General features: G+C 47.0%; 15 protein-coding genes. 8 read left to right on the top strand and 7 right to left on the bottom strand.

The annotated features are described in order from the left end of the window. Positions 1-252: 252 nt before the first annotated feature. The 6 genes from bglB to PGW97_RS23285 form a co-directional block, all read right to left on the bottom strand. Entirely contained in the window at positions 253-1,395 is a 1,143-nt protein-coding gene (gene bglB / locus PGW97_RS23310; protein WP_207103864.1) for a beta-galactosidase BglB, read from the bottom strand. 18 nt (positions 1,396-1,413) lie between these two features. Continuing rightward, a complete protein-coding gene (locus tag PGW97_RS23305) occupies positions 1,414-2,721 on the bottom strand; it encodes a TRAP transporter large permease (protein ID WP_207103863.1) in 1,308 nt (435 codons plus the stop codon). Continuing rightward, positions 2,714-3,238: a TRAP transporter small permease gene (locus PGW97_RS23300; protein WP_273859983.1), complete on the bottom strand. Its 525-nt coding sequence runs from the start codon at positions 3,236-3,238 to the stop codon at positions 2,714-2,716. Before PGW97_RS23300 ends, PGW97_RS23305 begins: the two co-directional genes overlap by 8 nt. A 75-nt stretch (positions 3,239-3,313) precedes the next feature. Next, the gene (locus PGW97_RS23295; protein ID WP_047886279.1) at positions 3,314-4,300 is read right to left on the bottom strand and encodes a TRAP transporter substrate-binding protein; all 987 of its coding nucleotides are present in this window, start codon (positions 4,298-4,300) and stop codon (positions 3,314-3,316) included. A 591-nt stretch (positions 4,301-4,891) separates the two neighbouring features. Next, positions 4,892-5,173 carry a hypothetical protein gene (locus tag PGW97_RS23290; protein ID WP_273859981.1) on the bottom strand — a complete coding sequence of 94 codons (282 nt, stop codon included), beginning with the start codon at positions 5,171-5,173 and terminating at the stop codon, positions 4,892-4,894. A gap of 136 nt (positions 5,174-5,309) precedes the next feature. Further along, on the bottom strand, positions 5,310-6,368 hold the full coding sequence (locus PGW97_RS23285; RefSeq protein ID WP_273859980.1) for an AraC family transcriptional regulator: 1,059 nt from the start codon (positions 6,366-6,368) through the stop codon (positions 5,310-5,312). 267 nt (positions 6,369-6,635) lie between these two features. On the opposite strand from PGW97_RS23285, the gene PGW97_RS23280 reads away from it, so the two are divergent. From PGW97_RS23280 to PGW97_RS23270, 3 genes are all read left to right on the top strand, one after another. Then, the gene (locus PGW97_RS23280; protein ID WP_047886277.1) at positions 6,636-7,142 is read left to right on the top strand and encodes a 2,4'-dihydroxyacetophenone dioxygenase family protein; all 507 of its coding nucleotides are present in this window, start codon (positions 6,636-6,638) and stop codon (positions 7,140-7,142) included. A gap of 69 nt (positions 7,143-7,211) precedes the next feature. After that, on the top strand, positions 7,212-8,033 hold the full coding sequence (locus tag PGW97_RS23275) for an SDR family NAD(P)-dependent oxidoreductase (protein WP_217393696.1): 822 nt from the start codon (positions 7,212-7,214) through the stop codon (positions 8,031-8,033). Positions 8,034-8,222: 189 nt separating this feature from the next. After that, positions 8,223-10,277, top strand: coding sequence for a PhoX family protein (locus PGW97_RS23270; RefSeq protein ID WP_273859979.1), 2,055 nt, complete (start codon positions 8,223-8,225; stop codon positions 10,275-10,277). A gap of 109 nt (positions 10,278-10,386) precedes the next feature. Here PGW97_RS23270 and PGW97_RS23265 read toward each other — a convergent pair whose 3' ends face one another. After that, positions 10,387-11,256: a LysR family transcriptional regulator gene (locus PGW97_RS23265; protein WP_273859978.1), complete on the bottom strand. Its 870-nt coding sequence runs from the start codon at positions 11,254-11,256 to the stop codon at positions 10,387-10,389. 606 nt (positions 11,257-11,862) lie between these two features. Between PGW97_RS23265 and PGW97_RS23260 the strand changes: the two genes are divergently transcribed. From PGW97_RS23260 to PGW97_RS23240, 5 genes are read left to right on the top strand one after another with little or no spacing between them, the layout of a single operon-like run. Then, a complete protein-coding gene (locus PGW97_RS23260; RefSeq protein ID WP_217393702.1) occupies positions 11,863-12,072 on the top strand; it encodes a Flp family type IVb pilin in 210 nt (69 codons plus the stop codon). 4 nt (positions 12,073-12,076) lie between these two features. Further along, entirely contained in the window at positions 12,077-12,514 is a 438-nt protein-coding gene (locus PGW97_RS23255) for an A24 family peptidase (protein WP_217393704.1), read from the top strand. A 9-nt stretch (positions 12,515-12,523) separates the two neighbouring features. Then, the gene (gene cpaB, locus PGW97_RS23250; RefSeq protein WP_217393706.1) at positions 12,524-13,330 is read left to right on the top strand and encodes a Flp pilus assembly protein CpaB; all 807 of its coding nucleotides are present in this window, start codon (positions 12,524-12,526) and stop codon (positions 13,328-13,330) included. Between the two features lie 52 nt (positions 13,331-13,382). Further along, positions 13,383-14,669, top strand: a complete 1,287-nt coding sequence (locus PGW97_RS23245; RefSeq protein WP_254463273.1) for a type II and III secretion system protein family protein — start codon at positions 13,383-13,385, stop codon at positions 14,667-14,669. Continuing rightward, positions 14,666-15,172: a hypothetical protein gene (locus PGW97_RS23240; protein ID WP_217393710.1), complete on the top strand. Its 507-nt coding sequence runs from the start codon at positions 14,666-14,668 to the stop codon at positions 15,170-15,172. Before PGW97_RS23245 ends, PGW97_RS23240 begins: the two co-directional genes overlap by 4 nt. Position 15,173: the final 1 nt, after the last annotated feature.

Raw genomic sequence — 15,173 nt, 5'->3', positions numbered from 1 at the left:
CAGAAAAGCGGCGAAGGTCAGACTTAAAAAAACGACCGGTTTAGACGGTGAAATGTCAGTTTTATCGATATCCGCGTGCGTTACATCACACTTGCCTGTTTTAAGCGATTTGGTGCTTGTTGCGGTGGGTTAACAAAGGAATTCAGAAGGGTTATTGATTATGATTGTTATTAAATCGAAGTCGTGATGCGCAGATGAGCGGCCGAAAAAAGCCCCACCAGAGGTGGGGCAAACGGCGTGTATCCAGAGGTATCAAAGATAGGTTCGCAGGTATTCCGACAGGCATAAAATTGCCATTGCCTGCCCGTATGGCATAGATGTGAGTGGAATTTGACGATAATAGTCGAGATCATCCCCCATCGCGGTGCCAAACGAGACATTGAGTAGTTCGCCCGAATCACTGATGAAGTCGCTGACCAGAGCATCGACGGCTTTATGGGCTATGTCAGCGTATTTCGGATCGATATAGCGTTTTCGTACTGCTTTAAGAATGCCGTAAGCAAATCCTGCGGTCGCAGAGGCTTCAACGTACGAGCCTTCATCATCCAGCAGGGTGCACCAAAGGCCTCCTGCTTGCTGGTAGCGGGCCAGTGCCTCCACCTGTCGATTAAGAATATGGATAAGGTGGCGACGGTAAGCGTCGTGTTCAGGTAAATCCAGCAGTTCCAGAAAATCCGGGATTACAATGGTGACCCAGCTGTTGCCACGAGCCCAGCGTGCATTGGCAAAATTATGGTTACCATCGAAAGTCCAGCCGTGGAACCAGGTGCCGGTGTCACGATCCATCAGATACTGAATATGGGTCAGGAACTGGTATTTCGCTTCTTCAACATATTCCGGACGGTTGAGCAACAGGCCGATTTTTGTCAGCGGCATGACACTCATCATCAGGGTGTCATCCCACATTTGCTGCGGGTTTTCACTGTTGTAGACAATGTGCTGGATACCTCCGCTTGCTGTGCGTGGCATCTGGTACATCACGTAATCCGCCCAGGTTTCCAGGTAAGGTATGAGGGACTGGTCTTTGGTGTCTTCGAAGCGGTATGCCAGTGTCAGAAATGGGCAGACTGTATTCACGTTCTTTGTGGCTTGCTCTTCGGCAAACCGGTCTTCAAACCATTCATCAATGATGTTCAGCACGCTCTGGTCGTTTGTCTGCTGATAGTATTTATACATGCCGTAAAGGCCAATACCATGGGTCCATTCCCAGCCTGCCCAACCTTTGGTATCAATGGTTCGGCCATCATCAAGATGCAGCAGAAATTCACCGGTTTCATCTTGAATATTGATTAGGTTGTTAATCAGGCTGGTGATTTTATCAACAATCACTTTGCGTGGATGGGGGCGTTCAACCCGACGAAGAAGATCACTGTGTTTTACGGGAAATACGTTCATAACGTCCTCAGAAATAAATTACATTACGCCAAGCAGTTTTGGCAGAAACAGGGTGAGATCCGGGATATAGGTGATGAGCAACAACATCACGATGATCGCGGCATAAAATGGCAGTAAGGGTTTAATCAGATGTTCGACTTTTACCTGTCCGACACTGGCGCCCACGTACAAACCGCTACCGACCGGTGGCGTGATGGTGCCAATGGCAAGGTTAAAGACCATCAGGATGCCGAAATGGACGGGGTCAACCCCGATCTTCTGCACAATGGGCAGTAAAATCGGCGTAAAAATGAGGATTGCAGGGCCAATATCCATAAAGGCGCCGACGACTAACATGAACAGTGTGACAACCAGCAGGATGATGGCCGGGTTGTCGGAAATTCCGAGAATCATCTGGCTTAATGCGCCGGGAATACCTGTCATCGACATGGCAAATGACATTGCCGAAGAAGTAGCCAGCAAGAACATGATTACGCCGCTCATGATGAAAGTCTGAATCAATATTTTGGGAAGGTCTTTCAACGTCAGCGTTTTATAAAGAATGAGCGTCAGATACGCGGTATACACCACTGCAATGGCCGACGCTTCGATGGCAGTGAAAATTCCTTGTACGATCCCGCCGACAATAATCACGACTAGCAGCAGGCTGGGCAACGCATCGCGGGTGACTTTCAGTGCCATCCCTTTTTGCAGCGAAAAGAAATTACGGTAGTTATTGCGCTTCGCCACAACATAGGTCACAGCCATGCATCCGATTCCCCATAAGCTGCCGGCAACGAGACCTCCGGCAAACAAGGCCGCGATGGACGTCCCGCCACTGGCCAAGGCATAGAGAATAAAGGCTGTTGTCGGCGGGATTAGCATACCGGTTGGAGCTGAGGCGATATTGACTGCTGAGGCAAAGTTACGGTTATAGCCTTCTTTAGCACTCATCGGAATCATTACACCACCGATAGACGTGGAGGCTGCGATGGCAGACCCTGATACTGCGCCGAACATCATATTTCCGGCAATGTTGGTATAGGACAGAGAGCCTGGAATGCGACCGGTGAAAAGCTTAGCGAAGCTGACCAGACGGGTCGCAATGCCGCCATTATTCATGATGACGCCGGACAGAATAAAAAACGGCACAGCCAGTAGGGCAAAACTGTCAAGGCTGGAGAACATTTTTTGGGCGGTGGTGAACATCGCGATATCGAAGGGCAATACCAGCATCAGGGTGCTTCCGGAAGCGATGACGATACACAACCCTATCGGGGTACCCAAGACGAGTAACAGCACAAACACCCCGACCAACATGGCAGAGGCGATGACGGGATCAATCATAGCGACCTCCTGCCAGTTCATTGGATACAGGCGTGTCTGATGCTGCTGCTCGTAATGAAGTAATCAGATCGGAAATATTGAGCAGGCAGTAAAGAATTGTCAGTACGCCGGAGAGTGGCAGGGCGTAATAGACCTTGCCCATAGACAATTGCAGAACTGGAGAGATTTGCAGCATGGCATTGGATGAGACTTTCCAGCCGCCTATGACTAGGATGTAGGCGGAGAACAGTATGAATACCACTTGAATGGCAATCTGCCAGTAAGTGGTTAGTGATTGAGGGCACTTGTCGAGAAACAGTGTCAGGCTGATATGCTCACTTTTTCCAGCAACATAGGCCAGCCCGATGACAGAGAGCCAGACTAGCGAGAAGCGCAGGAACTCTTCGGAGAATGTACTGGGCGTGTTAAATACATAGCGACTGATTACCTGCCAACAAGCAATCAGAACCATGACACAGATAAGGCTACAGCTGAACATCTCTATGGTTCGGTCCAGCCAGTGTCTAAGTTTTTTCATAATAACCTCTGACCATATTGGTGCAGAGAAGGCCTCAGGCTGACAGGCAGCCTGGCCTTCTGCAGCATGGTACGCTTAGTTGACCTGACTGATTTGTTGGAACAACTGATAAAGTTCAGGTTTATTTTGGAGCTGGTCGTAAATAGGCTGAACGGCGGCTTTGAACGGGCTAGTGTCAATGTCATAGAACTCAACGCCAAACTGGGATTGAGCCAGTTCACGTGTTTTCTTCATTTCTTTCTGCCAGGCGCTTTTTTCTACCTCAATGGATTCCTGAATGGCTTCGTTTAGCGCAGACATCTGTTCAGGCGTGAGTTTGCTGGTGGTCAGATTGCTCATTACGATGATGTCAGGAATGCGGGTGTGCATGTCGTAGCTGTAATGTTTTGCAACTTCACCATGGCGGGCAATAGTGAGGGCAAATTCATTATTTTCAGCACCATCGATGATGCCTTGTTGCAGCGAGGTATAGACTTCAGCCTGACTCATCGCGATCGGGGACGCGCCAAGAAGTTTCATCGAGTTAATGGAGGTTTCACTTTGCATTACCCGAATTTTTTTCCCTTTCAAGTCATCAACGGTCTTGATGGGACCTTTACTCATGTAGAAGCTACGTGCACCTGAATCGTACCAACCCACACCGGTAAAACCCTGTCCGGCGGTAGATTGGTAAACCGGGGTCATAATGTCCGGGTTGTCCATCACCTTGTAGAAGGCCTCTTGGTTTTCAAACAGGTAAGGTAATGAAAAGACACCGTAATAGGGTGAAAAGCTTTCCAGCAAACCGGATGACACTTTGGTGAGATCGATGGCACCAACTTGTGCCATTTCCACCAATTCTCGCTCGCCCCCCAGTTGGCTGTCGGGAAAATACTGAATGGTGACTTCGCCCTTGGTTTTCTCGGATACAGCCTTGCCGATATATTGCAGCGCTTCTTTAACAGGCTGGCTATTCTCGGCATAAGCCAGTTTTAATACCGTTGCTGCCTGCGCGACGTTGCTCAGTGGTAGCAATAAAGATGTCGCTAGTATGAGTTTCAGTGGGGTACGGGTAGCGGACATGGATCCTCCAAACACTTTTGTCTTTATTCCGCTGCCTGTTGTTGGTGGTCAGTAACTTTGGCAGCAGTTGATGATTTGTATTAAGCCTTGTCATCATCGCAGCCTGGAAAGTCCTCCACCTTTGTAATTCTGCCAACCTGATAAAATGTGACGGTGATTTTGTCCCTTTTTCGATGTTTTAATCACAGTTTGGTGCGAGCCTTCATTGGGAGGAGACGGGAGGGGCTAAATGGACGTTCCCTCTGACATCGAACAAATGTTGGCAGTGCAGGAAGAAAACCACGGAAGTATAAACCAGTGCTTTTGCCATAATGGCAAACACTTAAGAGGCCTGTCACGAAGGGAGACGTTGTGGTAGGCAACATAGAAAGGAAAAGAAAATATAGGTAGGAAAGGGAGCAGTAAGCGGATACCAGTAAGTTGATACCCGTAAGTCATAAAGTGTGCGAGCGGGTTTTAAAGCAAACAATGCGGACGATAACGGGTGCTGAGGTAAATAAAATGACAGTCAAAAATCAGTGGGATGTCTTTAATTTATCCCGCTATGTGAAAGCCGGATCGCCCGTAACATTGACCAGGCGTTAGTTCGTTCTACGCTGCAATCCTGCCATTTCTCACCAGTGCCCGGCGGACGTTTTTACACAGTTTGCCAAAGCTGTATAGTTCGTCGAAAGTGGGCGGAAGGCCGCGGTTGAGCTGGTGCTGCCAGTAAGACAGTTCAGAATCGACAAGCTCCATTAACTTTTTCGGGCAGCCGACACAGGTGTTATCCGGTCCGCAGACAAAAGTATCATCCTGATACAGTGGAAATTCCTCTTTAACCGCATCAATGATCTGCTGCATGGCGGTGATTCTGTCAGGTTTTTTACTCATGGTAACGACAGTTGGCAGATGAAAGCGACATATTTTACCCTGCCTACCGGATTAAACCATACCTTTAAAGTGGGTAATTTTTTTGGAGGGGCCGTAACAAGGCGTTTTTCCTGAGCTTTTGTGGTGCGCAAGGCAATCACTGCTTGGTGAGCATTGCAGGTAGCCGACAATGAATCCGGGGTGATTTACGCTCGGCATTTTGTTGTTGCCACTGCCGTGGGGCGATGCCAAACCATGACACAAAAGCGCGTGAGAAAGCGCAAGCGTCACTGTAGCCCAATAATTCAGCTAGCTGAGCCATGCTCATGTTGGATTCTGTCAGATGACGTGTCGCCAGCCGCTGCCGGGTCTCTGTCAGGATAGCCTGAAATGACGTGCCTTCAGCCTGCAAGTAGCGTTGCAGGGTTCGGGGACTGAGCATCATGTATTTTGCTACCTGGCCCACTGTGCTTTTTCCGGAAGGCAATAAGTGATGGAGCACATAGCGGACATAGTCCGGCAACTCCTCAACGGTAAGATTGGTCAGCGCGTGGACATGGTTTTCTATCAGAGCGTGCAGCGACGGGTCGGCATGGTTCAGGGTGGTTTTCAGGGCACTTTTCTCAAACGCGATGCCGGTCAGAAAAGCGTTGAAATGAGGAGTAACAGGGAGCAACTTCTGATACTCCGTGACGGATGCCAGAGGATAGTGACGAATGTAAATTGCCTTGGGTTTCCAAGCATGACCAAAGAAGAGCTGGAGCAATTTTAGCCCCACACCAATTGCTATTTCGGTACATTGCGCATGATCGTGCTGCTCGAGGAAAATGCTGGGCTCATAGCAAAGCAACATCTGATTTTCTTTTTCTGTTAACTGCAGGGTAGCCCCCTGAGAATGCCAGTGGAAATAGCTGATCAGCTCGCTTAGCGCCTGTTCTACGGTTTGGGCGTTGTTTATGAGGTGAAATAACGGGCCAATAGCGGCAATGCTCTGAAACAGTCCGAATTCCAGCCCGAGCAGTGGGCAGGAGAAGTGGCGTTGGGAAAGCTCAATGAGGCGCAAAAACTGATGATAAGAAATCAGAGCTTCAGGGTGGGAAAACACATCGTCCGATAACCCGACCGCATTGAGTAAGGCATGATGGTTGACCTGGTGCTGAGTGGCAAACTGATCAAACCGAGCGATGTTTGCTCCGCGGATGTATAAGTTTTTCATCGTTTCCCTGAATCCTTTCTCTCTTGGTTTCAAACCCTGTTTTCAGTCAGTGTTCCAGCTTTAGCTTTTGCACATGTTTTAGTTTTAACCACGCTATTGAGCCTTCTGTCTGTCGATGAATGGAAAATGCCATTGCGGTATGAATAATTACCACAGGCAGTATTTGTATAAAACTTGGCGTGAATTATCAATGCTAAGTTTGCTATTTTGTTTCAATCTTGTTGTGAGAATGATGATTTGGACAACAAGAACAGAAAGGAACGCAATATGGGATTTCCATTTTTAGTGAATGAGCACCATGAGCTACTGACCCTGAACAATAACGACCTGCCGATTTACCGTGACCTCTTACCGGGGGTGCATGTTCAGCCGCAATTTCTTGATGTGGTCAACGGTGTTTGGGCACTGAGAGTACAGTTTGAACCGGGTGTGGTGCTGCCGGCACACTACCATACCGGCAATGTGCACTTCTGGACGCTGTCGGGTAAATGGTATTACAAAGAGTACCCGGACCAGCCGCAAACGGCAGGTTGCTACCTGTACGAACCGGGCAGCTCAATTCATCAGTTCATCACACCTGAAACGAATACAGAACTGACCGAAGCACTCATGATTATTCAGGGAGCCAACATCAACTTTGACGATGAAGGAAACTATCTGGGCATGCTGGATGCTAACTTTATCGTTGCCACTCTGGAAAAGCACATCGCTGACAATGGATTGGATCCGGCCAAGTATATCCGTCCACCGCAAACGGATTACTCCACGAAGTAATCTCCCCTCTATCGTTTTGATAAAAGGCCGGTTTTGAGCCGGCCTTGTTGACTCTCCGAGGAATCATCGATGAGCAAAAACATTTTTATTACGGGTGGAGCGAGCGGTATAGGTCTTCAACTGGCGAAGCATTACCTGAAAAGTGGCCATAACGTTGCGTTGTTTGATCTGTCATTTTCAGAATCTGTGCTGGAAGAGCTGTATCCGTATCAGGGGGCTTCGCAAAACCTTGTCAGCTTGCAGGCTGATGTTTGTGACATGGCATCACTGAGTGGGCAGGTGGAGGCTGCGGTTAATACTCTGGGCAGCCCGGATCTGGTTATCAACTGCGCCGGAATCTTACGGGCAGGACGATTTACTGAACTGCCGCAGTCTGAATTTGAGCAAGTGGTCGCGATCAATCTGTTCGGCACCCGTAATTTTATCTGTGCGGTATTGCCGTTCATGAAAAAGGGGGCGCATGTCTCCATGATTTCTTCAATGGCAGGCGTTAGCGGGGTGTATACCTATGCGGCGTATTGTGCATCAAAGTTTGGTGTGATGGGGCTGGCGAAAGTGTTGCGACAGGAGTTGAAGCCACGTGGCATCGATGTTTCGGTGATCTGTCCGCCGGAAGTATCCACACCTATGGTGGTAAAAGAGCACCAGACCATTGACCCTATTTGCCTTGAACAAAAAATGGTGGCCGGGGTGCTGACGGTAGAAGAGGCCGTTTCGAAAATCGCCGCGGGCTTAGCCACCCGAAAACACGTGGTGGTTCCGGGGTTCAGGGCGAAGATCATTTACCTGATTAACCGCTTTGCGCCGGACAGCATCATGTTCGGAATTGTCGACAGAATCATTGCGAAAGGGCTGGCTCGACAGTCTCAGACACCTCAAACTGACATTTAACCGGCCTTATTGTCCGACGGGAGGGCGTTAAGCGCTCTCCTGAACCTCGTGACTCTTTGCTGCAACATGCTCAATGCAACATGTTGTTATTCCACTTTTAATCAAAGGGCAATACTGCTGTCACTTTGGCACTTCAGGATTAGCGCGTTTAAAAACAACCACTAAACTAAAGACAGCCAAGGATAGTCAATGAGCAAGGCAATTTTTAACCCGACTCGTTTTAATAAAAGTGACAACGCGACCTTCGATGATGTACTGGATGCATTTGTTTCCCGCCGCAAGATTCTGAAAGGGGGCATGGGCCTCAGCGCTATGGCGGCCATGGGAGCGTTTGGACTGACCGGCTGTAACTCCGATTCCGGCAATACCACAACCGACACGCCGGACGCGCTGACACGCGTATCACTGAAATTTGAGTCGATTCCGGGCTCGCTGACGGATGCCGTCAGTGTCGCAGAAGGCTATACTGCTCAGGTATTGGCGCCTTGGGGAACCCCGTTGAATACCATTGCTCAGGACTGGAAAAATGATGGCAGCAACACCGCGATTGATCAGGCGAATGCCGTGGGCATGAACCATGACGGGCTGCATTTCTTCCCATTGAATGACAGCGCGACTGAAGGCCTGCTTTGCGTCAATCACGAATATATTGAGACCGCTGAGCTGCATCCTGATTTCGATGCGACGTTTAACGCCGAAGGTGACCGTATTGATGTTGACGCGGTACGAAAAGAGATTTTTGCCCATGGTGTCAGCGTTATTCATATCGCGCTGGAAAACGGCAACTGGGTGGTGAAAGAGGATGCCCGCAACCGCCGCTATACCGGGGCAACGGCAATGGATATCGCCGGACCGCTGGCGAACAGTTCGCATCTGGTAACTCCTTATTCACCTGACGGCAGCCAGGCGCGCGGTACCCTGAACAACTGTGGCAACGGCTACACCCCATGGGGGACGTACCTGACCTGCGAAGAAAACTGGCCGGGATATTTTGTGAATCAGGGAACGGCGGCGGCCGATCAGGAACGTATCGGTATCACACTTGGTGCGGATGCAACGGGTCGTTATCGTTGGGAAACCCTGGCCGGACACGCGGACGAGCAAATGGACGAATTCCGTCGCTTTGATATCACGCCAACCGGCAGCAGTGCACTGAGCGATTACCGTCATGAAGCCAATGGCCATGGTTACATCGTCGAGATTGATCCGTACACCGCCAACTCCCGCGCGGTAAAACGTACGGCGCTGGGGCGCTTCCGTCACGAAGGTTGTACTTTCGGGAAACTGGAAGAAGGCAAGCCGCTGACGTTTTACTCGGGCCATGACTCGCGATTCGAGTACCTGTACAAATTTGTCTCGAAAGCGATTTGGGATGCGGCAGATGCAACTCCTGCAGACCGTCTGGCTACCGGTGATAAGTACATGAACGACGGGACGCTGTATGTTGCCCGTTTTGATGCCGACGGTAAGGGCGTATGGCTACCGCTGACACTGGATGCCTTGACCAAAGACGGCGGTATGCTGGCCGATCATTTCGCGACGTTGGCGGACATCATCCTGAACACTGCAGGTGCCGCAGATTTGGTTGGGGCAACACCGATGGATCGCCCGGAGTGGTGTGCGGTGGATCCGATCACCGGCTCTGTGTACCTGACACTGACCAACAACACCAAGCGTACAGAAGAGACCGGCACTAACCCGGCCAACCCACGATTGCTGAACAAGTTCGGCCACGTCATTCGCTGGGATGAAACCGAAAACCACACAGATTTCAGCTGGGATATCTTTGTCTTTGGCTCATCTGCCGACGCAACTGCGGATGTGAACCTGTCTGGATTGGATGAAATGAACCAGTTTGCCAGCCCGGATGGCCTGGCTTTCGATCAGCGCGGTATTTTGTGGATTCAGACTGACAACGGCGCCAAAGAAGTCACCAGTTATACCAATGACCAGATGCTGGCTGTGGTTCCATCCAACCTGATGGATGAAGCCGGTAATCAGCAAACTATTGGCAGCGGCAATCAGGGTGAACTCAAACGATTCTTTGTCGGCCCGAATGGCTGCGAGGTCACTGGTTTTACCATCAGCCCTGATTACCGTTCGATGTTTGTATCAATCCAGCATCCAGGCAACTGGCCATACAGCGACAATGCCGCTGAAGCCGCCCCCGATGGCACCACAGTCCGTGCTCGCGCATCGATTGTCGTCATTCGTCGTCAGGACGGTGGTGAACTGGCGGTATAACGCTGCGCTTTAAACGTTGAACCCCCTTAACCCTCAACGTTTATTCTCAAACCACTAAACTAAAACCCGCCAATGTCTGCGCATTGGCGGGTTTTAGTTGTTAAGGGTTTCAGTGATTTCTCATTTTTCTAAATTCACCGAGTAACCAGGCTGCTTCTTTGGTCAAAGGGATGTTATGACTCCAGAAAATGGATGTCATAAGGTGCTTTACTGACTGTGGTTCGTTTTGAGAGACTCGTACCAAACGGCCAGAGTTAAAATGGTGAGAAAGATAGTGTTCCGGCAAATAGGTCAGTCCCTTAGCCTGTAGGCATAGCTCGATGATTGAATTGAAGCGATCGAACTTCCATACTCGATAGCGGCTGTGACTATAAGGCCGTAAATCGGCCAGAGTATTATGTAAAATGAGTGTGTGATGGGATTGCCTGGATTGAGAAAAATACTCTGGTGTAGCGGCCCAAGCGCATTTGATTTGGCTCACTTCTATATGATCGAACTTCGACGCGAATTCAGGCTGAAGAAACCCAAAAGCAATGTTAATAATCCCTTGATCTAAGCTATCTGCCAACATGCTACTGGGCTGTTGTAAGACTTCAATTTCAAGATCTGAGAACCGATCAGAAAGACTATAAAGTACGGACTGACAGTTTTCACAGCAGACAAGGGGATCAATCCCAATAACGAGACGTTTATTATCATAGCGAACCAATGTGTCAGCAGTTGTTATTAATGCCTGATATTGTTCGATTAATGATTTTGACGCCTGAAATAGTTCTTTTCCTTTGTGCGTTAATACTGGTTTGTTTTTTACTCTATCAAACAGGTTATAACCTAAGTCTGACTCCAGATTCTGAACTGTCACACTAATAGAAGGTTGAGACTTTTTAAGCTTTCTTGCAGCGGCACTGAATGAACCTTCTTCGGCTACCGTAACAAACGCTAATATGCTGTCCACTTGAAGCTTTAAATTAGTTTGCATTGTATGAGTTTTATTCTTATTTATAAGGTTGTTATCATTAATGTTTTATGTTCAAGGATTCATATAATCAATGAGAATCTATAATTAATAATATTCTCATGATGTTACATTAATTAAGAAAGCTAAGGAATGGTAGAATGTTTAAATATTATTAACGATTGTACGGTTTTGTCGCAAGGGGAAAAAGTGTGACTCGAATCAATGTTTTGTGACGTTTTCTGGATGAGTATCACATCAATAAAATACTCAATAGGAATAATTTCCCTTTAGGTATAACTATGGGTGAGATATGGTTGGGTTAAACATGAGCTATATAAATTTTCAACGGTGGTTAATGAATATAATAAGTATTTTTGTGTGATCGTAAGCACGATTTAAACCATTATATATTTAAAGAATATTGTTTGATTTTACTTTAAATATCACTAATTACATCATTGTTAATGTAAGTATATGAAATTAATATTTTAATTGGCGTTTGTTAATTTTGTTATACAAATTAACAATGAATCTATAATGTAATCCTATAGTACCTATTCTTTACAACATCAGTTTATCGACTAGCATGTGCCATAAATTTGACAACGTCATCCAAAAGGAAAAAAAATGCTAACTAAACTGGCAATTAAAACTCAAATCGCTCTGGAAAATTTTAAAAACGATCAGCGTGGTGTTACAGCAATCGAATATGCGATTATTGGCGTAGCTATTTCTGCAATTGTACTTGCTGTTTTTAATGGTGATCTTAAAGATGCGCTTGATGGCGCAATGAGCACAATTTCAAGTAATATTACAAAAGCAAATTCAGCTGGTTAATTGCTTGAGTGATTACTCTTTGGAGTGGTGGCTACTGCTAGCCACCATCTCTATTTACATTTGTTATCAGGACGTCCTTCGTAGGATAATCTCTAACCGTTCATGTTGCGCGGTTTTTGCAGTTTGTAGCGTGCTTTGCTTTTTAACTGACAATTATGCAGCTACAGTGTATATCGTTCCTATTTTTCTCATCGGCTTCGTCCTGTTCATACTGAAAGCCATCGCAGCGGGAGATGTAAAGTTATTTGCAGCTTTCTCGGTGGCTATTTCACCAGAATATCTTCTGCTAACCGTAGTTTCTATTCTTATCTTTGGTGGCATGGTTGGTTGTACTCAGTGGTTTTTGGAAAAAAATTGTAGAAGTATTAAAAGTCAGTATGGCGTCCCTTATGGGGTGCCTATTTGTATTGGCAGTTTACTGGGTATAGCTGCGTCGATTTAGGAATTATTTGTGAGAACTAAAATTATTTTTTCTCTGGCGGCCGCTGCCATTTTATTTGGCTTATATGGCTTGGCCGGTAGCTTATCTCAACCAGTTCCAATACAGACTGAAGATAGACCTCTGCCTGAGGAGCCAAAAATTCAAGTCTGGCGTTTGAAGCAAGATGTTGTAACGGGTGAGAGAATAGAGCGCCGGATGCTAGCGTTAGAGCGTTTACCAGAGTCAGAAGCCAACGAACTTGGTTTTGTCGGTGATGTTGATTTAAGTTGGCAGCAGGGAACCGTATTCAGACAATCTTTAACAGCTGGTGGATACATCACCTCAGATGACATTATTGAGCCTAAACAGGACGGTTACATCGACTATGTAATAGCCCCTGAACGCGTGCCATTTCCAGTAACGGTTGACTCATCGGCTGTGGTGGGGGGAGTGATTGATCATGGCAGCCTGATTGATCTGTTGGCATTGACTAGTTCGAAGGGAAAAGTCTCCGTGAATGTTGGACACGCTGATAGCGCGGTTAAACAATCTATTTCAATTACACCCATTTTAACTGCCATCAAAGTACTTCAAGTTAAGCGTTCAGTCATCTCAGCTACGCGAAATCAACCTGAAGCAGAAGAAGTAACTCTGATTTTGGAACTTACTCGAAAGCAGGCAGTAAAAATGACCGTAGCCAAGAAAATTGCCGACATTGAAGTGCATAAATCTATAGGTAGTTACAATCCCCTGGATCTTCATGCTGACGCCGGAGATGTACTGCAGGATTTTAAGGCTATTACCGAATACCGCGCGAATAAAACAATAATTAAATAGGGATAATGTGATGTGGAAGATAATTCGCCGACTATTGACTGCTGTAAGCCTTATGGTCGTTTCAATGGCAGGCCATGCTGGTAGTGTCATAAGTATGGCTGAAGGTGATGCAAAAACTATTACGGTTAATCAAGATATTGCATCCGTTTTTGTCTCTGACCCTGAGGTTGCTGACTATCAGGTTATCGATAAACGTAAAGTTGTCGTTTATGGCAAAAAGATGGGGCACAGCTCAGTGCTGATTTTTGATCAACAAGGTAGTACGTTGGCAAGCCGCAAACTGGTGATAAACAAAAGCCTGAGCACAATACAGCAGTACATCTCAGTTAAGTATCCCAATGCAAATGTTGACCTGTTTAATCTCGGTGATCAGGTGGTACTGAATGGAACAGTGGCTACTGAGCAGGAAAAAGATGAGATTTATGCATTGGTCGGGGAGTTGTTGGAAAAAAGCGCCGAAAAATTAAAATATGAGTGGAATATATCAGAGCAGGATGTTGAGGTTCCTTTTATGGAACAAACCACTTACAAGGGGATTGTTAATAATATTGAGGTGGCAGCAACTAAACAGGTCAATGTGAAGCTGTCGATTGCTGAAGTATCACAATCCTTTTTAGAGCAGATTGGGGTGCAATACGGAACTAGCGCCAATGTGCCAGGGGTTTTCGTTAATCCACTAAAAAGCTTCAGTGCTTCTGACATTATGACAGTCATTACAGCTATCGGCGATGACACTGTTGGTCAGGTGCTGGCAGAGCCTAACTTGTCGGTTATCTCCGGCGAGAGTGCAAGCTTCCTAGTGGGAGGAGAGTTACCGGTTGTGACTATCGTCGATGGTGGAACGAATGTCACCTATAAAGAGTTTGGCGTACGTCTTGAGCTAATGGCTAAGGTAAAAAAAGACAACAAGATTACCCTCTCCCTTATTCCTGAAGTGAGCTCTCTTGATACTCAGTACGAAAATGATACCTATAACCTACCAGCATTAAAAACCCGCCGTGCGAGGACAACAGTAGAACTGGGCGATGGACAGAGCTTCGTGCTTGGCGGGTTGCTTAACTCCGAAGACAGAGAAAGCCTGAAGAAAGTCCCATTCATTGGTGATATTCCAATTCTTGGTGCGCTTTTTCGAAATTCACAAACACAGCGTAATAAAAATGAGCTGATTATTGTGGCCACAGTCAATCTCGTTCAGCCAATTCATCCTTCTCAGGTTCAACTGCCAATGATGAAAAGAACGACAACACTGAGCCGATTTTTTGCGCTTGAAGAATCTTATCCGAGTGCTGGTGAGCAGTGGGCTAAAGAGTTGTTAGCGACTGGAGGATTTAAAAAATGATCAATGTCAAAGGCTCATGGTTGCTTCTTTTACTTTTGGTTGGGGGATGTGCGGAAAAAGTGGGTGAACGTAATGGCACGACGGTAGACGTTTTCCCCATTTCGTACTCTGTCGCTATTAAAAGTTCATCGGATTCTCAGTTATTACTGGATACCTTTTGGAATGATCACAGACATGCCGTGCTCTCGCAAGGGATAACTATTCAATGGATAAGCCAAAGAGGAAAAACCTTGGCGGCTCAAATTCAAAATCAGTTTATAAAAAAAGGTGTAGCTCGAGAGCAAATCAAAGTCATACCGGGTATTGGGGAAGCATCAAGATTTGATGTTGTACTTGGAACAACAGGTTATACGGCTCGAGTTGGGCTGTGTGAGCCAATGGGTGTAGGCATGATGGGACGTACGGCTGATGGGTGTATTACTGAGAATGCACGATGGGCATCTATGGTCAATCCACAAAAAATGTTGGCTAGCACTGTGACTTCAACGTCTGTAAGTGAGTGAA

It is taken from the genome of Photobacterium sp. GSS17, from assembly GCF_028621875.1.
In the GTDB taxonomy this organism is placed as follows: Bacteria; Pseudomonadota; Gammaproteobacteria; order Enterobacterales; family Vibrionaceae; genus Photobacterium; species Photobacterium ganghwense.
The sequence above is the reverse complement of the archived record's forward strand: the minus strand, read 5'-3'. Positions and strand labels throughout refer to the sequence as shown.